The sequence below is a fragment of the Pseudomonas sp. LAIL14HWK12:I7 genome, from assembly GCF_000483465.1.
GTDB classification, from domain to species: domain Bacteria; phylum Pseudomonadota; class Gammaproteobacteria; order Pseudomonadales; family Pseudomonadaceae; genus Aquipseudomonas; species Aquipseudomonas kermanshahensis.
Window position 1 is genome coordinate 615,216 of the sequence record NZ_KI519605.1, and the last position, 20,039, is coordinate 635,254.

Below are 20,039 nucleotides of genomic sequence, written 5' to 3' on the forward strand. Positions count from 1 at the left end.
CGTGAGGTAAGCTCACGGTTATGTCCGAAATTACTCAGTGTTGTAACGCAATAACGATCAGCTTTTTGGGTTGGCGGAGTTATTGGTCGCTTATTTATAGTCCGGTGGTTCTGCCTATGATCATTGTTTGTACAATAGGAGAGATGATTTTTTGCCATTCGTAAACTGCGGCATTAGTCACGTAAATGGTGTCATCCGGTTTGATGGCAATCTGTCGTGCGTAAAAGATTGCTGCTGGATCTCTCATATTCAAACGCAATACAGTCGGCTTTGTATTCTCGCCGGTAGGCATGCGGAAGACAAAAACACCCTCAGGGTTGGCGTTTTGTTCACGCAGACCGCCTACAGATCCCAAGGCATCTAGTAAGGTTGTGTTCTTACTAGGGAGATCTTTCAAGCCAGGTTCACCTACAGCCCCCATAGCTACAAACCGTTGGCGTGCTCGGTCTAGAACTACTTCAGAGTTAGGGCGCAGAATCATGTTATTGCCAGCAAGCACGTCCTCATAGTTGAATTGCTGTACTTGAGTACCGTTGCGCACTGTGACATTAACTAAATGAGATTCCAGTACAGGCCCGCCTGCTTGGTTGACTGCATCCAGCAGAGTCAACGGCCCTTGCAAAGTACTGAAACGACCGGGGGTTTTCACTGCTCCTGCTACTAGCACTGAGCCGGAGAGGTCGCCGACCAATTCAACATGAGTTTGAACGTCCGTGGTAATTCCTTTCAGCTGACGTCGGATCATGTTCTCTACTTGATTGAGAGTCATGCCTGCCACGAACTGTCTGCCGACGTAGGGTAGTGACAGCATTCCTTGAGAGTCGATACGAGTTTTAAGCTGAGTGCCGCCGGTGGCCAGCGGAGCAAAAAGTGCAGACCCTTCCGGAGCCGTATCGGCAATGAGTACGTTGAGTGTATCACCGGACATCAATCTGACTTCTGGTGAAACTGGTGTAGTCACGGAGCTCACAGCCGGACGTGGCGCCCCCTGCATGTAAGGTGCGATCGAGGTCGCATTAATGTCTACGAGAATGTACTGCTCTGATTTTTTCTCGATTGCGCCTTTGTAAGGTCCAGCACCTGAGAGGGTTCCACCGCAACCAGCCAAGCCAAGTGTCGCAAGCGCCACCGCTGCTAGCTTCAGATTAAAATTACGAGATAAAGCCAGGGATTTAATCACGATGATCCTCGATCGACGCCAGAATGAAGCGGGTGATGCCGTAAAGCATCAACAGGCCAAGCAAAATAGTTGCCAGGTTGTACCAGCGCTCTGGGTAGAGGGCGAGCTGCGGGGTGTTGGGGCTGACTACAGTGACCAGGGTACGAATTTTTTTGCTCGCTTCGATGCGGGCATTATCAAGCGCTGCTACAGATGCTTTGTAAGTTTCCTCAGCAATCCCGGCGTCGAGGGTCAGTTGTTGGAAGCGTGAAGCAACAACGTTAAGTTGAGAGCCTTTTGGCGAAGAAACGAGCAATCGCTTTTCTTTAGCTAATTGTTGAGTAATGGCTTCGACTTTTTGCTTCTGTTGACGTATTTGGGGAGCATCACTACGCAACTTGAACGACATCTCCGTCAGGCTAGCTTGCTCCTTTGTATACTGGCTCTCTAAGTCGGCAATAATAGTTGCCCGGCTCTGCGCAGTATTCGCGCCGTCCAGAACTTTGTTGATGTTCTGGAAGTCCATAAGTTCAGTTTTACGCTTGGCATAATTGATTCGAGCGCTTTCCAATTCGCTTTGAGCGAATTTCATTTGTTCGCGGGCTATGTTGTGGCTCACTTCGTTAACGAAATGTTCGCTAGCTTGAAGGATTATGCGCAGCATCTGCTCGGACAGTTCTGGCGTAAATGCCTGAACTTCAACGCGCAGAAGGCCAGTGGTTTCATCATAATGTGCAGAGACCATGCGCTGGTAATACTTAAGCAAATTCTCACGCGGAGCATTCTCGTCCAGCCAGAAAAACACATCGCTGCGCTGGGCTGAAAACTGCTCGATCCAATGTGCTTTTTCTTCAAGCAGCAGCATCATGTCCATAGAGGTGATGAATTCACGGAGATAAAGAGTCTCCTCTCTAGAGGCAGGGTTGGCACCTGTCAACAGAGTAGCCAGACCTGGTACCTGAGCGCCTGGGGTGCCGCCATCTTGACGTACTACAACCTGTGCGGAGCTTACATAGCGATCAACAGCAAACACCCCGTAGTACACGGCTGCCAATATCATTGGCAAAATCACCATGGCGATCGTAAGGCGCCATTCCTTCTTTTTACCCGTACTGCTCATAGTTGGATGCATCCTTCAAGTGGAACGGTGCTGCTTAATTGGAAAAGAGTTTAATCAACTATTGTAAGCTTCAATGCCTTTGGCAACATCGTCGTATACCTGGATGCCGCCGTTGCGCACAAGAAGGACTACATCACAAAGTTTTTCAATCTCAGGCATTGAGTGAGAAACTAATACGACATTCGATCTCTGGAGTTTATCTTTAAAAACTTCTGCGCATTTGCGTTTGAACTGCGCATCTCCTACAGACATGACTTCGTCAATCAAGTAGTAATCGAAGTCGAAAGCCATGCTCAACCCAAATGCAACCCTCGAGCGCATGCCAGATGAGTATGTTTTGATCGGCTCGTCAATCCAGTCGCCTATTTCCGCGAATTCTTGGACATAGCGTACTTTTTCGCGCATCGCTTCGCCGGTGGCTCCGTAAATTCGACATACGAACTTGATGTTGTCGCGCCCCGTCATGCTGCCTTGGAAGCCGCCCGTCAAACCAACAGGCCATGAAATGCTTCGGTCGGTGGCAATCGTGCCGGAGTCCGGAACATCGGCACCACCCAGCAACCGCATGAGAGTGGATTTGCCTGCCCCATTTCGGCCTATGAGACCAATGTTCTTTCCGGGCGGTATCGCCAGCGATAGGTTGCGAAAGACATACCGGCGCCCTTTAGGGGTGAGGTAAGACTTAGTGACGTTTCTGAGTTCGAACACGTTTGGCCTGTACTTAACCGTTCTTGGTGGAAATCAGATGCATCCTGCGGGCGCGGTACGCACCAAGGGACAGGAACAGCAATACCAGGGTGAAGGTAAACACATAGGTCACGGAGACGCCGTCGACCGGGGTGTAGTGTGGCAGCACTTCTGCACGGATTAGCTCAAGGATGTGCAGGAAAGGGTTCAGCAGTAACACCGGCATCATAGTCTGTGGCAGGTACGATGCAGGGATCAGTACGCCGGAGATAAAGTACAGAGGGAAGAACGCCATGCGAATGACGATCTTAAGGCTGGGCAAGGCGTGGGTGACCAAAGCTAGGAACATCCCCAAGCCGAAGGCGAACAGCAAACCCAAAAGCAATGTAAAGACCCACTCCAATGGACTATGGATTGACATGTCGAATCCAAACCAGGCAAAGCCAAAAACCAGGAGAGCGTAAACTGTGGCCGCAATGCAGGTCTCGACAATGACCCGTGCAACATAGGTATCCAGTGGTTTGATCTGTTTGTAGCCAAACAGTGATCGGTTCTCTCGAAGGCTGTCCATGAGCCGTAGGGCAGTATTTCGGTAGAGTAGGAAGGGCGCCATGCCGACTAAAATGAACACCGGGTATTCGACACCAGATACGGTGCGGCCTCGTAGCATTGCAAAGAGCAAGGAAAAAAGAAGGAGGTGAACCAGGGGTTCTAACAGCATCCACACGGCCCCGAGACGGCTGTCGCCGACGCGTGCGCGCGCTTCACGTAAAACGAGTGCGAAAATAACTGATTTCTGGATTTGTAGACAGGAACGAGGCTTCAAGATGGCGACCGCAAAGCAAAGCAGCGCGCCTAGGCACGCCGGAATTCATCTTCACGAAAGGCCCGATTCCCGTGGCGGGTAGGCTGGGGATATCCCGGATACTTCCATGTTCTAAGGTGCGCGAGGTTAATTCGATGAGACGCAAGCGTCAAGAAAATTGAGCGAAATTGCAATCATTCGCCGGCTCCGTGCACTCCATCTGCCACGATGTCGCTTCAGTCAGCTCTCAACACATCGGACGAGTTTGCTGCAAGATCCGTATGTCAGCAGAGTTGCAAAAAACCGGTTTGTGTCAGGTGGGAGGATTGCTGGCGGGGTGATGTCAATATGATGCCAACCCCCCTTATCTGTCTGACTGTAATTTACCCATCTTGGTTATAGAATTCAGTTGCTTACGAGTAGGTTGTCTAGGGCTTGCCTGATTGGTTTGCGTGCATCAAATCAGTCAGGCTTGATTGGGGTGCGAGACCTACCGGATCGGTACCGATAGGCGCATAAGGATTTTTAGGGGTGGGTGCCAAGCTTACAATTTATCCCGCCAGCCATTCCCCTAGCGAGCACAGTGCCTATAATGCCCGCCGAAATTGGCAGCAGCTGGCTGTTGTTCATGGACAGATTATGCATCAAGGAAATCATTCGCAATGCCGTACTACCGTAACCCCCGTGATGTGACGGCCCTCCCTGCCTGGCAGGCGCTTCAGCACCACCGTGAGGCCATGCAGAACTTCAGCATGCGCGAAGCCTTCGCCGCCGATGCCAAGCGTTTTGATCAGTTCTCCCTGAGCAGCTGCGGCCTGTTCCTCGACTACTCGAAAAACCTGATCACCGAGCAAAGCCGCGACCTGCTGGTGAACCTGGCCAACGAAGTCGGCCTGCAGGATGCGATCAAGTCGATGTTCAGCGGCGAGATCATCAACGCCTCCGAAGGCCGTCCGGTGCTGCACACCGCCCTGCGCCGCCCGGTGGGCGACAAGCTCAGCGTCAACGGCGTCAACGTGATGCCGGAAGTGCACAAAGTGCTTAACCAGATCACCGAACTGGTCGGGCGCATCCACGATGGCCTGTGGCGCGGTTACAGCGAAAAGCCGATCACCGACGTGGTCAACATCGGCATCGGCGGCTCGTTCCTCGGCCCTGAACTGGTCTCCGAAGCGCTGCTGCCCTACGCACAACGCGGCGTACGCTGCCATTACTTGGCGAACATCGACGGCAGTGAGTTCCACGAACTGTCGGCCAACCTGCGCGCCGAAACCACCCTGTTCATTGTCTCGTCGAAGTCGTTCAACACGTTAGAGACGTTGAAGAACGCGATGGCTGCGCGCACCTGGTACTTGGCCCATGGCGGGGCGGAATCCGAGTTGTACCGGCACTTCATTGCCGTCTCCAGCAACAAGGCTGCCGCCGTCGCCTTCGGTATCCGTGAAGAGAACATCTTCCCGATGTGGGACTGGGTCGGTGGGCGCTATTCGCTGTGGTCGGCCATTGGCCTGCCGATCGCCTTGGCCATCGGTACCGCCAACTTCAAGGAGCTGTTGTCTGGTGCCTACACCATGGACCAGCACTTCCAGACCGCGCCGTTCGATCAGAACATGCCGGTGCTGCTGGCCCTGCTGGGCGTGTGGTATGGCAACTTCTGGGGCGCCCGCAGCCATGCGATTCTGCCGTATGACCACTACCTGCGAAACATCACCAAGCATTTGCAACAGCTGGACATGGAGTCCAATGGCAAGAGCGTCCTGCAGGATGGAACGCCGGTGAAGACCGAAACCGGCCCGGTGATCTGGGGCGGCGTTGGCTGCAACGGGCAACATGCTTATCACCAGCTCTTGCACCAGGGCACCCACCTTATCCCTGCTGACTTCATCGTACCGGTAGTGAGTTTCAACCCAGTGGTTGACCATCATCAATGGCTGTACGCCAACTGCCTTTCGCAGAGTCAGGCGTTGATGCTGGGCAAGACCCGCGATGAGGCAGAAAGCGAGCTGCGGGAAAAAGGCCTGAATGAAGCAGATATCGAGAAGCTGGCCCCGCATAAAGTGATCCCGGGTAACCGCCCAAGTAACACCTTGGTTGTCGAACGCATTAACCCGCGCCGTCTTGGTGCACTGGTTGCAATGTACGAGCATAAAGTCTTCGTGCAGAGCGTGATCTGGGGTGTGAATGCCTTCGATCAGTGGGGGGTCGAGCTGGGTAAGGAGCTGGGCAACGGCGTATACGGGCGTTTAGTCGGGAGTAACGATGAGGCTGCTGAAGATGGCTCAACGCAAGGTCTGATCAATTACTTCCGTGGTCGCCACCGCGGCTGATTGTTTTTGCCGAGAAGTCATAAACGAATCGCTCGTGCCCATTGCTGAGAAGCAATGGGCACGAGCGATTTACGAATGCGGCCCCGCAAGTGCGCGTCCTATATCTACCCTAGTTAGGTGTCGAGTCTCGCTTTAAGGGGCGAACTACTTTGCTTGCGTTTTTGTAGGAATGTTCACAGTCAGAAGTCCGAATGTAAGTATTACCTTAAGGTAATTTTCGTGCAGGTTATAAAATATTTGGATTAAGGCTAGTCATCATGTGAAGTGTGGGGCCATGGCGCTTTATATGGGTATACGAAGCTCCGCTATTTGCTGTCCCATTTGGTAACGATTCATCGAGCCGCCTGTCTAGTTAGAACAATGGAATACCGCTAGGGTTGATTGCGCAGCCAAAGGAAAGCTGCTGCTAGATAAGACCAACCCAAGGAGTGATCCCTAATGCGCAATACCGTTCTGTCCTACCTGCTTCTGCCCCTGTTCGCCAGCCTATCCTTCTCGGTCAGCGCCGCCCCCGCCAGCACTACCGCCGTGCAGGAACCAGTGCCAATCGTCACCCACATGGAAGCTCAGACCACCCGCCTAGACCTGAACAAGGCCGATGCCCCAACCCTGCAAAAAGAACTGAACGGCATCGGCAAGGCCAAGGCTGAAGCGATCGTCGCCTACCGGGAAGCCAACGGCCCATTCGCGTCGGTGGATGAGCTGCTGGAAATCAAGGGAATCGGCAATGCGTTGCTGGAGCGTAATCGGGACAAGGTGATGGTGGAGTAATCAGCAGTGGGGCTGGGCAGGCGGAGCTTGGCTCAGCCCATTTATGGACGTATGCATCACTTGACCATGGAGAGGTATAGGTAAAGCCAGCTGGAACTCGAGCGGAGAGGGTGTTGGATTCTTCGCGGGCAAGCCCGCTCCACAAGTCCAGCTGCCACAGGTTGAGAAGGGGCGGACTAAGGCCTTTTCATTTGGCATGACAGCGACGTCGAATGGACGTTGCTGTCTTCTACAGGGAATGGGGCAGGGGGTTTAACGGTCCTGCGCGTCCTTCGCATCAGCTTCAGCATTGCGCTCATGCACCTTGCGCAGTTGCTCATCCGTCAACGGCAGTTTCTTCGCCGTATCTCGCAGCATCATCAAGCCGCCGACAATCGAGCCGAGGGCTATGATGAGTATCAGCCAGGCATACCAGGGCATTGTCGTTCTCCTTTGATCATCATGGGGCGGCGCTTGTATGAAATTTGAGCAATTGCCGGTTCCTTTGGTTCAATTATAGAAGTCAGGCCTTGCAGGGCCAATTCCGTGACCCGCGGCCCCCAAAGCCTGCGTCACTTCGTTTACAATGCGCGCCGTTTTCGACTTGCCAAGAGACCCTGACCATGTCCGCCTGCCAGACGCCCCTGATCGTCGCCCTCGACTTCCCTACCCGTGAGGCCGCTCTGAAGCTGGCTGACCAGCTTGACCCTGCACTGTGCCGGGTAAAGGTTGGCAAGGAGCTGTTCACCAGCAGTGCCTCGGGCATCGTCGAGACCCTGTGTGCCAAGGGCTTCGAAGTATTCCTCGACCTCAAGTTCCACGACATCCCTAACACCACGGCCATGGCCGTCAAGGCTGCCGCCGAGATGGGCGTGTGGATGGTCAACGTGCATTGCTCCGGTGGCCTGCGCATGATGTCGGCCTGCCGTGAAGTGCTGGCCAAGCGCAGCGGCCCGCAGCCGTTGCTGATTGGCGTGACCGTGCTGACCAGCATGGAGCGTGAAGACCTGGCGGGTATCGGCCTGGATGTTGATCCGCAAGAACAAGTGCTGCGCCTGGCGGCCTTGGCCGAGAAGGCGGGCATGGACGGGCTGGTGTGCTCGGCGCTGGAGGCGACCGCACTGAAGGCTGCGCACCCTTCGCTGCAACTGGTGACCCCGGGTATTCGCCCGGCAGGTAGCGCCCAGGATGACCAGCGCCGCATTTTGACCCCGCGCCAGGCGTTGGATGCTGGCTCGGATTACTTGGTGATCGGGCGGCCGATCAGCCAGGCGGCGGACCCGGCACAGGCTTTGGCTGCGGTTGTAGCTGAAATTCGCGGGTAAGGGGCTGGGTTGCGTTTGCGTTTGCGTCGGTAGGGGTTCGCCGTCGCAGTTTTGGTGCCTGTGAGATCGAGCGCCGCCCGCGCGGCGCTCGATTTACGCCCCGACACAACAATCGAGGCAGGCACTGAAATCCAGGGCCTACGCTGTCAGACCTTCAACACCAACTTGCCAAAATTCTCGCCGCTGAACAGCTTGAGCAGCGTCTCTGGGAAGGTCTCCAACCCTTCCACCACATCTTCCTTACTCTTCACTTTGCCAGTGGCCAGCCAGCCGGCGATTTCCTGCGCGGCTTTGCCGTAATCCTTGGCATGGTCAAACACCACGAAGCCTTCCATGCGTGCGCGGTTCACCAGCAGCGACAGGTAGTTGGCCGGGCCTTTGACGGCTTCTTTGTTGTTGTACTGGCTGATGGCGCCGCAGATGACGATGCGGGCTTTGAGGTTGATGCGGGTGAGCACGGCATCGAGGATCTCGCCGCCGACGTTGTCAAAGTACACGTCTACCCCTTTCGGGCATTCGCGCTTGAGGCCGGCCAGCACGTCTTCGGCCTTGTAGTCGATGACGCCGTCGAAGCCGAGTTCGTCCTTGAGGTATTGGCATTTTTCGGCGCCGCCGGCGATGCCGACCACATGGCAGCCTTTGAGCTTGGCGATCTGCCCGACGATGCTGCCGACTGCGCCGGCGGCGCCGGAGATGACCACGGTGTCACCGGCTTTGGGCTGGCCGACTTCGAGCAGGGCGAAGTAGGCGGTCATGCCGGTCATGCCCAGGGCCGAGAGGTAGCGGGGCAGGGGTGCGAGGCTGGGGTCGATCTTGTGCAGGCCTTGGGGCTCGCCGGTGAAGTAGTCCTGCACGCCGAGCGGGCCGCTGACGTGGTCGCCGGGTTTGTAGTCGGGGTGGTTGGAGGCCACCACTTCGCCGACGCCGAGGGCGCGCATCACTTGGCCGAGGGCGACCGGGGGGATATAGGACTTGCCTTCGTTCATCCAGCCACGCATGGCGGGGTCGAGGGACAGGTACAGGTTGCGCACCAGAATCTGGCCTTCGCCGGGCTGTTCGGCGGGAACTGCCTCGAAGCTGAAGTCGTCACGGCGCACGGCGCCGACCGGGCGTTTGGCGAGCAGGAAGCGGCGGTTGGTCTGGGTCATGGCGGGTCCTTGTGGGCAGTTGATCGGTGTAAGGGCAATTTACCTTGCTGATGCAGGTTGAAGCGCAAAATCACTGGTAGGCATGGTAGCTCAACCGTGGGTGTGATGATGCTGCACTGGGGGGGAGGGGGTGACTATGCTCTGGGGCAGAGGGTGGGTGATGGTGGGTGGGTGTTTGGCGCGGCATTGGGTAATGGCCGGCAGGTGTTCGGCGGAAGATGTTTGGTGGCCGGGAGATCGAGCGCCGCCCCCTCCAGCCCCGCACCTAGCGGCCCTGATGCAATCCCCCAAAAAACAACCAGGAGCAAACGATGAGCATGACCTTTTCCGGCCAGGTAGCCCTGGTCACCGGTGGCGCCGCAGGTATCGGCCGGGCAACGGCGCTGGCCTTCGCCCGTGAAGGCTTGAAGGTGGTGGTGGGCGACCTCGACCCAGTCGGCGGTGAGGCCACGGTGGCGTTGATTCACGAGGCGGGCGGTGACGCGATGTTCATCGCCTGCGACGTCACCCGGGAGGCGGATGTGCGCCAGCTGCATGAGCAGCTCATCGCCGCCTATGGCCGCTTGGACTATGCCTACAACAATGCCGGTATCGAGATCGAGCAGGGCCGTTTGGCCGAGGGCAGCGAGGCGCAGTTCGACGCCATCATGGGCGTCAACGTCAAAGGGGTGTGGCTGTGCATGAAGTATCAGTTGCCATTGCTGCTGGCCCAGGGCGGTGGGGCGATCGTCAATACTGCGTCGGTGGCGGGGCTGGGGGCGGCGCCGAAGATGAGCATCTACAGTGCCTCCAAGCACGCGGTCATCGGCCTGACCAAGTCGGCGGCCATCGAGTATGCGAAGAAGGGCATCCGGGTTAACGCGGTGTGCCCGGCGGTGATCGATACCGACATGTTCCGCCGTGCCTATGAAGCGGACCCGCGCAAGGCGGAATTCGCGGCGGCGATGCACCCGGTGGGGCGCATCGGCAAGGTGGAGGAGATTGCCAGCGCGGTGCTGTACCTGTGCAGCGATGGGGCAGCCTTCACCACAGGGCACAGCCTGACAGTGGATGGTGGAGCTACGGCGATCTGACCCGCTTTCAGGGTATTGCTCAGTCATCCCCGGCCCTATCGCCGACAAGCCGGCGCCCACAGGTCACCTGGTGCTTGCGGGTCACCGCACCTCCTGTGGGAGCCGGCTTGCCGGCGATAGGGCCCGCGCAGACAACCACAACGCCAACCCAACCAGCACGCACCCCAGCAGCAGCACCCCACCAAACACCAGCAAGGCCATCCGTGACCCCAAGCGGTCGCTCAGCAACCCGGTAAAGATCACTGGCAAGCTGAAGCCCAGGTACGCCAGCAAGAAGAACCCGGCACTGGCCCGGGTTTTTTCTGTGCCGGCCAGTTGGTTCACCGCCGCCAACCCGCCCAGGTAGATAAACCCGTAACACGCACTGCTGGCCGCCACCGCGCCCAGCAACACGGCCCCCAGTTGCCCAGCATCGGCCCCCCAGGCCAGCACCGCGTAACTGCACGGCAGAATCAGCAGCCCCAGCAGCGTGGCCTTGAGGCTCGACAGGCGACGTGCCATCGGCTGAAACAACAAGCCGCAGCTGATCACGCAGAAGGTCGAAAACCCCGACCAGGCACTCAAGCCATGCTGGCGCAAAATCCCCGGCAGCAGGGCGATGACCAAGCCAACGCAGGCCCAGGCCAGCAAGATGGCCAGGCCATAGGCAACGCTGCCGCGGGGGTAGCACGGCAGCCGCAGCATGGCGCTGCGCTGTGTCGGGCGCGGGTCGGGCATGCGCCAGACCAGCACCAGGGCAACGGCGGCGAGCAGCAGCTGCAGGTGGAAGCTGCCTGGGGTCAGGCTCGGGCCGCGCAGCAGGAACAGGCTGGTAAGCGCGGCGCCTAGGCCAAAGCCCAGCGAGGTGCTGGCGGTGACCCAGTTGGCGGCACGGGGGCTGCCGTCACTGCCCATCAGCTCACCCATGTAGGCGGTTGCCGTGGCCGAGGCAAGGCCGGTGCCCAGGCCCAGGAACAGCCGCGCCAGGCCGAGGGTTTGCAGGCTGGGGGCGAGTAGCATGAGCACGGTGGCGATCATCGACAGGATCAGCGCGGCGATGATCAATGGGCGGCGGCCAACCCGGTCGGCTAGCCCGCCGAGGGCCAGGAGTACCGGGAGTACGCCCAGCACGTAGCCGGAGAAGGCCACGGCGGTGGCGGCGGCCCCCTGGCCGGAGAGGTCGGCGTAGGTGATGTAGAGCGGGGCCTGGAGGTTGACGGCGAGGGTGATCAGGCACAGGGCGAAGGCCAGTCTGGCGGGGGGGCGGGGCATCGGTAAGATCCTGGCTTTTAAGAGGGCAGTGCCGGCCTCTTCGCAGTTCAATGGGCTGTGAAAACCCCTGTAGGAGCAGCCTTGTGCTGCGAAGAGGCCGGTGACAACACCGGAAATCTTGGCTGTTTTCACCGGCCTCTTCGCAGCACAAGGCTGCTCCTACCCGAATCGCGTGCGACGTTTGGGCCGTGCTGGTGTGGCAACAATGATTACAATCAGCCCCCGCAACCAGGCACACCGCCACCCCATTTATGCTTAACTGTTCGCTCAAAACCTGCGAACACCTGCCATGCACTTCCCTTTAGACCGCACTAGCCCCACGCCCTTGGTGCAGCAACTCACCAACCACCTGCAAACCTGGATCGGCCACCAACGCCTGCGCCCCGGCGCCCGTCTGCCGTCGATCCGTGCGTTGGCGCGCAGCCAGGCGGTCAGCGCGTCTTGTGTGATCGAGGCCTATGATCGCCTGGTCGCCAGCGGCTGGCTGGAGGCGCGGCATGGCACCGGCTTTTTCGTCGCCGAGCGCAAACCGGTGGGCGAGGCGGACGATGGCTTGCCTTGGGGCGAGGCTGGCGATGGCCACTGGCGGCAGTTTCGCGAGGGCCATGACGAGCTGCTCAAGCTCGGCTGCGGCTGGTTGCCCAACAGCTGGCGTGCGGCCACCGAGCTGGCCCAGGCGGTGCGCCAGGTCAGCCGCGGCAACCCGCAGGACCTGTTCGACTACTGCCCACCGCTGGGCCTGGCCAGCCTGCGTCAGCAACTGCACAAGCGCCTGGCGCGCCAGGGCATCGCCGCCGGCCCCGAACGCATCCTCACCACTCAAGGCGCCAGCCATGGCCTCGACCTGCTGGTGCGCACCTTGCTGCGCCCTGGCGATACGGTGCTGGTGGAAAACCCCGGTTACTACAACCTGTACAACCTGCTGCGCCAGCACCAGGTGCGCATGTTGCCCGTGCCCCGCCTGGCCGAAGGCCCAGACCTGGCGGCGCTGGAGCGCTTGCTGGCCGAACACCGCCCGCGTTGCCTGTTCATCAACAGCCTGTACCACAACCCGACCGGCACCAGCCTGACCCCCAAGGTTGCCTACCGCCTGCTGGAGCTGGCCCGCGAGCACGACCTGCGCATCATCGAAGACGATATCTACGCCGACTTCCAGGAAGGCCCGGCCACGCGCCTGGCCACGCTGGACAGCGAACAGCGGGTCATCTACATGGCCAGCTTCTCCAAAACCCTCAGCAGCTCGCTGCGGGTCGGCTACCTGGTCGCCGACCCGGCCCTGCTGGCGCGGCTGGCCGAGCTGAAGATGGTCAGTGGCATCGGCACGTCGCGCTTCGCCGAGCAGGTGGTGGGGCAGATGCTTGCCAACGGCAGCTACCGCAAAAGCGTGCAACGCCTGCGGGTGCGCCTGGGCCAGCACATGGCCAAATTGCTCGGGCAGTTGGAGCAGGCGGGGTGGGAGGTGTTCTGTGAGCCTTACGGCGGTATGTTCGTGTGGGCGCGGGTACCTGGGCGTGACGTTGCCAGCCTGGAGCGGCTGGCCCTGGAGCATGCGGTGCTGCTCACCCCTGGCAGCGCCTTCGATTACCAGGGCGCGAGCAGCGATTGGCTGCGCATCAATGTCGCTTACGGGCAGGATTCCCGCGCCCAGGCCTTCTTCAAACACGCAGGGCGACCTCCAGCACACTGAAAGCGACACGCTCATAGCTATTTGACACTATTCTGGCGTCAGGCCCTTGTGAGTGCACGGGTATCGTTGCCACGCTTGGCCTTCGGCAAAACCTGACAAGGTGAAGGGGAATCGGCGATGGGCGCGACCAAGCACGGTGTTCTGGCCAACCTGGGCATGGCCCGCAAGCTCGGCCTGGGCTTTACCCTGGTGCTGTTGTTGACGCTGGCGGTGGCGGCCATCGGCATCGCCGCGTTGCACAGCGTGGGCCAACGCTTCGACGGCTTGCGCCAGCTGGCCCAGTTCAATACCGACCTGCTCAGGTTGCGCCAGCACGAACAAACCTTTGCCATGAGTTCCGACATCAAGCAGGCCGAGGCCTTGCGCACGGGCCTGCAGGGCTTGGCTGAACGTGCCCGTGGCTTGCCGGCGCTGGCGGCGGCCGAGGCTGAGCTAAGCGCCTATGGCCAGGCGTTCGAGGCCTTTGTCGAAGCGGTGCAGGCCAAGGAGCTGGCGCTGGACATGGCCAGTTGGTCGGTGTCCAGCGTGGCCAACAACCTGGATGTGCTGCAGGCCGGGCTGGCCGACGACGGCACCTACACCCTCAAACAATCCCAGGGCCAGCAGGGCGGCGAGTTTCTGGAGCAGGCCGCGCAGGTGGCGCAGGTGTCGCGGCTGATGCTGCAAGCAATGGACGAAGCCCGCGTGCGCCTGGACAAGAGCCGCAAGGGTGAAGAAGGCACGGGCCAGACGCGCATAGCCCAGACCCTCGAAGCCGCAAGCCTGGTCGAACAGCTCAAGGCCGCCGTCAGTGATGCCGGGTACCAGAGTGTGCTGGGCGAAGTGGCTGGGCACATCGGCAGTTTCTCCGACAAACTCAACGAATACACCGACCTGCTGGCCAAGGAGCAGGGCCTGAAGGCGCAGCTGCAGGCGCGGGCCGAGCAGGTCACCGGCCGGGTCGACCAGGCCTACCTGGCGCAGGAGCAGGCCCTGCAAGGTGAGTTGTCGCGCAATGCCCTGGCCATCGCCCTGGCCACGGGGCTGGCGCTGTTGGTGGGTGTGCTGGCTGCCTGGCTGATCACCCGTGCGGTGGTCGGCCCGCTCAAGCGCGTCATCGCCCGTGCCCAGCGCATTGCCGCGGGCGAATTGAGCCTGGAAGCAGAAGCGCCGCGCCGCGACGAGGTGGGGCAGTTGATGCAGGCCATGCAGCAGATGGCGGCCGGGCTGTCGGGCATTGTCAGCGGGCTGCAGCAGGGTATCGAGCAACTGGCCGGCAGTGCGCAGGCGCTGTCGGCGGTGACCGAGCAGACCAACCGCGAGGTGGGCAGCCAGAAGGAGGAGACCGAACAGGTGGCCACCGCCATGCAGCAGATGACGGCCACCGTGCACGATGTGGCGCGCAATGCAGAGGAAGCGGCGCAGGCGGCCCAGTCTGCCGATGACAAGGTCGAGTCTGGGCAAGTGGTGGTGCGTCAGAGTATGCAGCGTATCGAGCAGTTGGCGTCGGCTGCCGAGACGGCCAGTGCCGGCATCGACAGCCTCAGTGCCGAGATCCACACCATTGGCGATGTACTGGAAGTGATCAAGAGCGTCGCCGAGCAGACCAACCTGCTGGCGCTCAATGCCGCGATCGAAGCGGCGCGTGCGGGCGAGCAGGGGCGTGGTTTTGCGGTGGTGGCCGATGAGGTGCGGGCCTTGGCCCGGCGTACCCGGCAATCGACCGAGCAGATCGAGACCCTGGTGGGGAGCTTGCGCGGCAACGCCCAGCAGTCGGTGGCGCAGATCCGCGGCAGCACCGAGCTGGTGCGTTTGGCGGTGGCGGATGTGTTGCAGACTGAAAGTGCGCTGGGCAGCATTGCCTCGGCGGTTTCAATGATCCAGCAGATGAACCAGCAGATTGCCGCCGCGGCCGAGCAGCAGAGCTCGGTGGCCGAAGAGATCAGCCGCAGCGTTACGCAGATCCGCGGCAGTGCCGATCAGGCGGCGTTGGCGATGCAGGACAATGCCAGGTCGAGTGTCGAGCTGGCGCAGTTGGGCACGGACTTGAAGGGGATGGTGGGGCATTTCAGGCTTTGAGCTTTGTGTAGCCTGCACCGGCCTCTTCGCGGGGCAAGCCCGCTCCCACAGTGGATATCACCAAGCCTACGAGCTGTGGAGACCTGTGGGAGCGGGCTTGCCCCGCGAAGAGGCCGGTGCAGGCTACAACACCTTAGATCTTGCGCGGATTGAGGATCATCAGGGTCAAAACCCCCGCCACAATCCCCCAGAACGCCGACCCGATCGAGAACAGCGTCAACCCCGACGCCGTCACCATAAAGGTAATCAACGCTGCCTCACGCTCGCGCGCCTCACCCATGGCCACGGTCAGCCCGTTCATGATCGAGCCGAACAACGCCAAGGCCGCAATCGACAGCACCAGCTCTTTCGGCAACGCCGTAAACAGCGCCGCCAACGTTGCCCCGAACACCCCGGCAATGCCATAGAAAATCCCGCACCACACCGCCGCGGTGTAGCGCTTGCTCGGGTCTTCATGGGCATGTGGCCCGGTGCAGATCGCTGCGCTGATCGCTGCCAGGTTCACCCCGTGCGAGCCAAACGGTGCCAGCAGCAACGAGGCAAACCCGGTCGCCGAAATCAATGGTGAAGCCGGTACCTGGTAGCCATCGGCCCGCAGCACGGCCACGCCGGGCATGTTCTGCGAGGTCATCGCCACCACGAACAGCGGAATCCCAATGCTGATGGTCGCCCCCAGCGAGAAGCTCGGTGTGGTCCACACCGGCGTGGCCACTTCCAGGCGGAAGCCGCTGAAGTCCAGCAGGCCAAGGGCGCCAGACAGCGCCGTACCGACCAGCAACGCGGCCAGCACGCAGTAACGCGGCGACAGGCGCTTGACCAGCAGGTAGCTGAAGAACATGCCCAGCACCAGCACGGTGCGGTGCTGCGCGGCGACAAAGATCTCGCTACCGATCTTGAACAAGATACCCGCCAGCAGCGCCGAAGCCAGCGAGGCCGGAATACGTTTGACCAGGCGCTCGAAGCTGCCGGTCAGGCCGCAGATCAGCACCAGCACGGCGCAGGTGATGTACGCCCCGATGGCCTCGCCATAGCTGACGCCGCCCAGGCTGGTGATCAGCAGCGCAGCGCCTGGGGTCGACCAGGCCACGGTGATCGGCGTGCGGTAGCGCAGCGACAGGCCAATGCTGCACACCGCCATGCCGATCGACAGCGCCCAGATCCAGGACGAAATCTGCGCAGTGGTCAGCCCGGCCGCCTGGCCGGCCTGAAACATCAGCACCAGTGAGCTGGTATAGCCGGTGAGCATGGCAATGAAGCCGGCGACCACCGCCGACGGGGAGCTGTCTGCCAGGGGCCGCAGGCGTGCGGAAGTGGCATCGGTCATGAACAAAATCCTTGTAAAGGTGTAAGCAGTTTTTTCAGACTAACGCGAGCAAGGTTGATCCTTGCCATACAGCGGCCATTGCTTTTAGCCGTACAGTCGCCAACTATTGGGCACGAATGCGCAACTGCATGGGAGGGGAGGGGTGATGTACAAGGTCTATGGCGATTACCAGTCGGGCAACTGTTACAAGGTCAAGCTGATGCTGAGCCTGCTGGGCCGGCCGTATGAGTGGCACCCGGTGGATATTCTAAAAGGCGAAACCGAGACGCCCGAATTTCTGGCGATGAACCCCAATGGCAAGGTGCCGGTGCTGGAGCTGGAAGACGGCACGTACCTGTGGGAATCCAATGCCATCCTCAACTTCCTCGCCGACGGCAGCGAGTTCCTGCCCACTGAGCCGCGGTTGCGCACGCAGGTCTTGCAGTGGCAGTTTTTCGAGCAGTACAGCCATGAGCCGTATATTGCCGTGGCGCGGTTCATCCAGTTTTACCTGGGGTTGCCGGATGATCGGCTGGAGGAGTACCGCAAGCTGCACAAGGGCGGGTACAAGGCGCTGAAGGTAATGGAGCGGCAGTTGCAGATGACGCCGTACCTGGTGGGGGAGCAGTATTCGATTGCCGACGTGGCGTTGTATGCCTACACCCATGTGGCGCAGCAGGGTGGGTTCGACCTGGCGGATTACCCGGCGGTCAGGGCCTGGCTGGAGCGCGTGGCCAGCCATCCGCGGCATGTGCCGATGGTGGGCTGAGCCTATTCGACTAGCCCGGGCGCGATTCCCCGCCTGGGCGCGATTCCCCGCCCGGGCGCGATTCCTTGCCTGGCGCAATTCCCTGCCCGGGCGCAATTTCTTGCCCGGGCGCAATTTCTTGCCTTGGCACAATGCCCTGCCCGGGCGCAATTTCTTGCCTTGGCACAATTCATTGTAGGAGCAGCCTTGTGCTGCGAAGAGGCCGGTGCAAGCCACAGAGATATCCTCAGCCTGCACCGGCCTCTTCGCAGCACAAGGCTGCTCCTACAAGTACAAGGTCAGCCGAAGAAGTACAACGTCAGCCAGAGAAGTACAAGGTCAGCCGAAGAGGTACAAGGTCAGCCGAAGAAGTACAAGGTCAGCCGAAGAAGTACAAGGTCAGCCGAAGAAGTAAAAGGTCAGCCGAAGAAGTACAAGGCCAGCCGAAGAAGTACAAGGCCAGCCGAAGAAGTACAACGTCAGCCCAAGCGGTGCCAGGTCAGGCGAAACGCTTGTCCAGGTAGGCAATGATGGCCTTGGACTCATACATCCAGCTCACCTTGCCTTCTTCCTCGATGCGCAGGCACGGCACTTTCACGCGGCCACCGCCTTCCAGCAGCGCCTGGCGATGCTCCGGGTCGTTCTTGGCGTCACGCAGCGCCACTGGCACGTTCAAGCGGTGCAGGGTGCGGCGGGTTCTGACGCAGAACGGGCAGGCATGGAACTGGTACAGCGCAAGGCCACTGGCCGCTTGCTCGACACGCGCCTGGGCGGCGGCATCGCGCTTGCGCTTGGCCGGGCGGCTGATCCAGTCGCCGAACACGATGAGCTGGCCGAGGCCAACCCGCAGGGCTTTGACGATCATGGGCAACTCCTGAAAAGAAAAAGCCGACCCAGCAGGGTCGGCTCAGGGTAACCAGCCAATCACTTGATCAGGCTGAGGAACTCACTGCGGGTGGCGGCGTTGGCGCGGAATTCGCCCAGCATCACCGAGGTGATCATGCTCGAATTCTGCTTCTCGACACCGCGCATCATCATGCACATGTGCTTGGCTTCGATGACCACGGCCACGCCAGCAGCGCCCGTTACCTTCTCGACCGCTTCGGCGATCTGGCGGCTGAGGTTTTCCTGAATCTGCAGGCGGCGTGCGTACATGTCGACGATGCGTGCCACCTTCGACAGGCCCAGCACCTTGCCCTTGGGCAGGTAGGCCACGTGCGCCTTGCCGATGAAGGGCAGCATGTGGTGCTCGCACATCGAGTACAGCTCGATGTCCCGGACCAGTACCATCTCGCTGTTGTCGGAGGTGAACAGCGCGCCGTTGGTGACTTCTTCCAGCGTCTGCTCATAACCGCGGCAAAGGTACTTCATGGCCTTTGCAGCCCGCTTGGGCGTGTCGAGCAGGCCCTCACGGGAGACGTCCTCGCCGATCTGGCTGAGAATCTCGGTGTAGTTCTGTTCCAGGGACATGTATCTACCTGTGGGAAAAATCGCAAAAACGAAGGGTACGGCGGCAAGGGCGGCGCTGCAAGCGCGGCGTTACTCGTCGCGTCCTTCGAGCATGGTTCGTTTAAGCATCACATACACCGCGCCGGTGCCGCCATGGCGCGGGTTGCACGAGGCAAAACCGAGCACTTGCGGGTGCTGGCGCAGCCAGGTGTTGACGTGACTCTTGATCATCGGGCGCTTGCCGTCGAGGCGTGCGGCCTTGCCGTGGGTGACGCGGACACAGCGTACTTCCAGCTTGGTGGCCTCGGCGATGAAGTCCCAGAGTGTTTCACGGGCTTTCTCGACGGTCATGCCGTGCAGGTCGAGGCTGCCCTCGAAAGCGATCTGGCCGAGCTTGAGTTTGCGCAGCTGGGTTTCCTGCACGCCGTCACGGCGCCACATCAGCTCGTCTTCGGCGCCAACGTCGATGACGAACTGGTCGGACATGCCGTCGATCACCAGTGCCTTGTCGCTGCGCACGGTAGCCGCCTGCCGCAGGCCGGCCAGCTGCTTGCGGTCGGCCTTGGGTTTGCCGACCTCGGCACGGTCGTGCTTGATCGGCTTGACGCCGCGCACTTCGGCATGGAACAGGGAAAAGTCGTCGTCTTGCATGATGCCTCCACGTGGGCGGCGTAGTTTACGCGACTGTGGGGCTGTGTGCAGCCTGTGCGGGCCTCTTCGCGGGTAAACCCGCTCCCACAGGTTTCGCGCGGACACTGAACCTTGTGGGAGCGGGTTTACCCGCGAAGAGGCCCGCACAGGCGATACAAAAGAGTCAGTCGTGTTTTTTCATCAAGTGCGGCGACAGGTTCAATTCCCGCCCGCGACGCAGGCGAATACGGCTGCGCCGCCAGAAGCGCACGCCCAGCCACAGCAACAGCAAGCCAGCCCCGGTGAGGATGCTGGCCAGCGGTTTGTTGGCATTGAGTTCTTGCAGGGCCGGGTAATTGCCCAGCAGGCCGGCGATGCCGGCCATGGCCAGCAGCACACCCAGCGTTGCCAGCAAGGCGGACAGGCCGGCAGCCAGGCGTGCGCCCCAATTGCGCGGTTCGCGCGTGCGCAGGCGTTTGGCGTCGAAACTGCCTTTGAGCTTCATTCCGATTTCCTCTG

The 20,039-nt window shown here is 60.2% G+C and carries 19 protein-coding genes and 1 pseudogene; 8 read left to right on the plus strand and 12 right to left on the minus strand.

What is annotated here, in order from left to right; all coding sequences use genetic code 11:
• Positions 1-94 precede the first annotated feature (94 nt).
• From D886_RS0122150 to D886_RS0122165, 4 genes are read right to left on the minus strand one after another with little or no spacing between them, the layout of a single operon-like run.
• The gene (locus tag D886_RS0122150; protein WP_027595991.1) at positions 95-1,180 is read right to left on the minus strand and encodes a polysaccharide biosynthesis/export family protein; all 1,086 of its coding nucleotides are present in this window, start codon (positions 1,178-1,180) and stop codon (positions 95-97) included.
• Positions 1,173-2,279, minus strand: a complete 1,107-nt coding sequence (locus D886_RS0122155; RefSeq protein WP_027595992.1) for an ABC transporter permease — start codon at positions 2,277-2,279, stop codon at positions 1,173-1,175. Before D886_RS0122155 ends, D886_RS0122150 begins: the two co-directional genes overlap by 8 nt.
• Positions 2,280-2,333: 54 nt before the next feature.
• Positions 2,334-2,987: an ABC transporter ATP-binding protein gene (locus D886_RS0122160; RefSeq protein WP_027595993.1), complete on the minus strand. Its 654-nt coding sequence runs from the start codon at positions 2,985-2,987 to the stop codon at positions 2,334-2,336.
• Positions 2,988-3,000: 13 nt separating this feature from the next.
• Positions 3,001-3,792, minus strand: coding sequence for an ABC transporter permease (locus D886_RS0122165; RefSeq protein WP_081717535.1), 792 nt, complete (start codon positions 3,790-3,792; stop codon positions 3,001-3,003).
• A 641-nt stretch (positions 3,793-4,433) separates the two neighbouring features.
• Here D886_RS0122165 and pgi point away from each other — a divergent pair.
• Together pgi and D886_RS0122175 are read left to right on the plus strand one after the other, a co-directional pair.
• Positions 4,434-6,098: a glucose-6-phosphate isomerase gene (pgi, locus tag D886_RS0122170; RefSeq protein WP_027595995.1), complete on the plus strand. Its 1,665-nt coding sequence runs from the start codon at positions 4,434-4,436 to the stop codon at positions 6,096-6,098.
• A 438-nt stretch (positions 6,099-6,536) separates the two neighbouring features.
• Positions 6,537-6,869 (plus strand): ComEA family DNA-binding protein, encoded by a 333-nt coding sequence (locus D886_RS0122175; protein WP_027595996.1) that lies wholly within the window; start codon positions 6,537-6,539, stop codon positions 6,867-6,869.
• 252 nt (positions 6,870-7,121) lie between these two features.
• Here D886_RS0122175 and D886_RS28030 read toward each other — a convergent pair whose 3' ends face one another.
• The gene (locus tag D886_RS28030; RefSeq protein ID WP_016500979.1) at positions 7,122-7,289 is read right to left on the minus strand and encodes a DUF2897 family protein; all 168 of its coding nucleotides are present in this window, start codon (positions 7,287-7,289) and stop codon (positions 7,122-7,124) included.
• 182 nt (positions 7,290-7,471) lie between these two features.
• Here D886_RS28030 and pyrF point away from each other — a divergent pair, with 182 nt between their 5' ends.
• Positions 7,472-8,173, plus strand: a complete 702-nt coding sequence (gene pyrF / locus D886_RS0122185; protein ID WP_027595997.1) for an orotidine-5'-phosphate decarboxylase — start codon at positions 7,472-7,474, stop codon at positions 8,171-8,173.
• A gap of 146 nt (positions 8,174-8,319) precedes the next feature.
• Here pyrF and D886_RS0122190 read toward each other — a convergent pair whose 3' ends face one another.
• Positions 8,320-9,321, minus strand: a complete 1,002-nt coding sequence (locus D886_RS0122190; RefSeq protein ID WP_027595998.1) for an NADP-dependent oxidoreductase — start codon at positions 9,319-9,321, stop codon at positions 8,320-8,322.
• Between the two features lie 311 nt (positions 9,322-9,632).
• On the opposite strand from D886_RS0122190, the gene D886_RS0122195 reads away from it, so the two are divergent.
• Positions 9,633-10,394 carry an SDR family oxidoreductase gene (locus tag D886_RS0122195; RefSeq protein ID WP_027595999.1) on the plus strand — a complete coding sequence of 254 codons (762 nt, stop codon included), beginning with the start codon at positions 9,633-9,635 and terminating at the stop codon, positions 10,392-10,394.
• A gap of 81 nt (positions 10,395-10,475) precedes the next feature.
• Here the strand turns inward: D886_RS0122195 and D886_RS0122200 are convergent, their stop codons facing one another.
• Positions 10,476-11,645 (minus strand): MFS transporter, encoded by a 1,170-nt coding sequence (locus tag D886_RS0122200; protein WP_027596000.1) that lies wholly within the window; start codon positions 11,643-11,645, stop codon positions 10,476-10,478.
• Positions 11,646-11,934: 289 nt separating this feature from the next.
• Between D886_RS0122200 and D886_RS0122205 the strand changes: the two genes are divergently transcribed.
• From D886_RS0122205 to D886_RS28935, 3 genes and pseudogenes are all read left to right on the plus strand, one after another.
• Positions 11,935-13,332, plus strand: coding sequence for a PLP-dependent aminotransferase family protein (locus D886_RS0122205; protein WP_027596001.1), 1,398 nt, complete (start codon positions 11,935-11,937; stop codon positions 13,330-13,332).
• Positions 13,333-14,001: 669 nt separating this feature from the next.
• A pseudogene (locus D886_RS28930) lies at positions 14,002-14,529 on the plus strand (HAMP domain-containing protein); the annotation flags it as partial.
• Entirely contained in the window at positions 14,527-15,390 is an 864-nt protein-coding gene (locus tag D886_RS28935) for a methyl-accepting chemotaxis protein (protein WP_371098508.1), read from the plus strand. The pseudogene D886_RS28930 and the gene D886_RS28935, both read left to right, overlap by 3 nt.
• Before the next feature lie 133 nt (positions 15,391-15,523).
• Here D886_RS28935 and D886_RS0122215 read toward each other — a convergent pair whose 3' ends face one another.
• Positions 15,524-16,714 (minus strand): benzoate/H(+) symporter BenE family transporter, encoded by a 1,191-nt coding sequence (locus tag D886_RS0122215; RefSeq protein WP_027596003.1) that lies wholly within the window; start codon positions 16,712-16,714, stop codon positions 15,524-15,526.
• A 145-nt stretch (positions 16,715-16,859) separates the two neighbouring features.
• On the opposite strand from D886_RS0122215, the gene D886_RS0122220 reads away from it, so the two are divergent.
• Complete coding sequence (locus D886_RS0122220) at positions 16,860-17,462, plus strand: glutathione S-transferase family protein (protein WP_027596004.1); 603 nt, start codon at positions 16,860-16,862, stop codon at positions 17,460-17,462.
• A gap of 478 nt (positions 17,463-17,940) precedes the next feature.
• Here D886_RS0122220 and D886_RS0122225 read toward each other — a convergent pair whose 3' ends face one another.
• The 4 genes from D886_RS0122225 to D886_RS0122240 all read right to left on the minus strand — a co-directional run bounded on the left by D886_RS0122225 (position 17,941) and on the right by D886_RS0122240 (position 20,025).
• Positions 17,941-18,306 (minus strand): glutaredoxin, encoded by a 366-nt coding sequence (locus D886_RS0122225; protein ID WP_027596005.1) that lies wholly within the window; start codon positions 18,304-18,306, stop codon positions 17,941-17,943.
• Positions 18,307-18,365: 59 nt separating this feature from the next.
• Entirely contained in the window at positions 18,366-18,911 is a 546-nt protein-coding gene (gene folE / locus D886_RS0122230; RefSeq protein WP_027596006.1) for a GTP cyclohydrolase I FolE, read from the minus strand.
• Between the two features lie 69 nt (positions 18,912-18,980).
• The gene (locus D886_RS0122235; RefSeq protein WP_027596007.1) at positions 18,981-19,541 is read right to left on the minus strand and encodes a Smr/MutS family protein; all 561 of its coding nucleotides are present in this window, start codon (positions 19,539-19,541) and stop codon (positions 18,981-18,983) included.
• A 163-nt stretch (positions 19,542-19,704) separates the two neighbouring features.
• Positions 19,705-20,025, minus strand: a complete 321-nt coding sequence (locus D886_RS0122240; RefSeq protein WP_027596008.1) for a hypothetical protein — start codon at positions 20,023-20,025, stop codon at positions 19,705-19,707.
• Between the last annotated feature and the right edge of the window lie 14 nt (positions 20,026-20,039).

What these genes read in the sequence shown, in the direction of transcription:
- D886_RS0122155 (WP_027595992.1), bottom strand. Translation starts at nt 2,279, where the DNA reads ATGAGCAGTACGGGTAAAAAGAAGGAATGGCGCCTTACGATCGCCATG.
- pgi (WP_027595995.1), top strand. Translation starts at nt 4,434, where the DNA reads ATGCCGTACTACCGTAACCCCCGTGATGTGACGGCCCTCCCTGCCTGG.
- D886_RS0122175 (WP_027595996.1), top strand. Translation starts at nt 6,537, where the DNA reads ATGCGCAATACCGTTCTGTCCTACCTGCTTCTGCCCCTGTTCGCCAGC.
- D886_RS28030 (WP_016500979.1), bottom strand. Translation starts at nt 7,289, where the DNA reads ATGCCCTGGTATGCCTGGCTGATACTCATCATAGCCCTCGGCTCGATT.
- pyrF (WP_027595997.1), top strand. Translation starts at nt 7,472, where the DNA reads ATGTCCGCCTGCCAGACGCCCCTGATCGTCGCCCTCGACTTCCCTACC.
- D886_RS0122190 (WP_027595998.1), bottom strand. Translation starts at nt 9,321, where the DNA reads ATGACCCAGACCAACCGCCGCTTCCTGCTCGCCAAACGCCCGGTCGGC.
- D886_RS0122195 (WP_027595999.1), top strand. Translation starts at nt 9,633, where the DNA reads ATGAGCATGACCTTTTCCGGCCAGGTAGCCCTGGTCACCGGTGGCGCC.
- D886_RS0122200 (WP_027596000.1), bottom strand. Translation starts at nt 11,645, where the DNA reads ATGCCCCGCCCCCCCGCCAGACTGGCCTTCGCCCTGTGCCTGATCACC.
- D886_RS0122205 (WP_027596001.1), top strand. Translation starts at nt 11,935, where the DNA reads ATGCACTTCCCTTTAGACCGCACTAGCCCCACGCCCTTGGTGCAGCAA.
- D886_RS28935 (WP_371098508.1), top strand. Translation starts at nt 14,527, where the DNA reads ATGGCGGCCGGGCTGTCGGGCATTGTCAGCGGGCTGCAGCAGGGTATC.
- D886_RS0122215 (WP_027596003.1), bottom strand. Translation starts at nt 16,714, where the DNA reads ATGACCGATGCCACTTCCGCACGCCTGCGGCCCCTGGCAGACAGCTCC.
- D886_RS0122220 (WP_027596004.1), top strand. Translation starts at nt 16,860, where the DNA reads ATGTACAAGGTCTATGGCGATTACCAGTCGGGCAACTGTTACAAGGTC.
- D886_RS0122225 (WP_027596005.1), bottom strand. Translation starts at nt 18,306, where the DNA reads ATGATCGTCAAAGCCCTGCGGGTTGGCCTCGGCCAGCTCATCGTGTTC.
- folE (WP_027596006.1), bottom strand. Translation starts at nt 18,911, where the DNA reads ATGTCCCTGGAACAGAACTACACCGAGATTCTCAGCCAGATCGGCGAG.
- D886_RS0122235 (WP_027596007.1), bottom strand. Translation starts at nt 19,541, where the DNA reads ATGCAAGACGACGACTTTTCCCTGTTCCATGCCGAAGTGCGCGGCGTC.
- D886_RS0122240 (WP_027596008.1), bottom strand. Translation starts at nt 20,025, where the DNA reads ATGAAGCTCAAAGGCAGTTTCGACGCCAAACGCCTGCGCACGCGCGAA.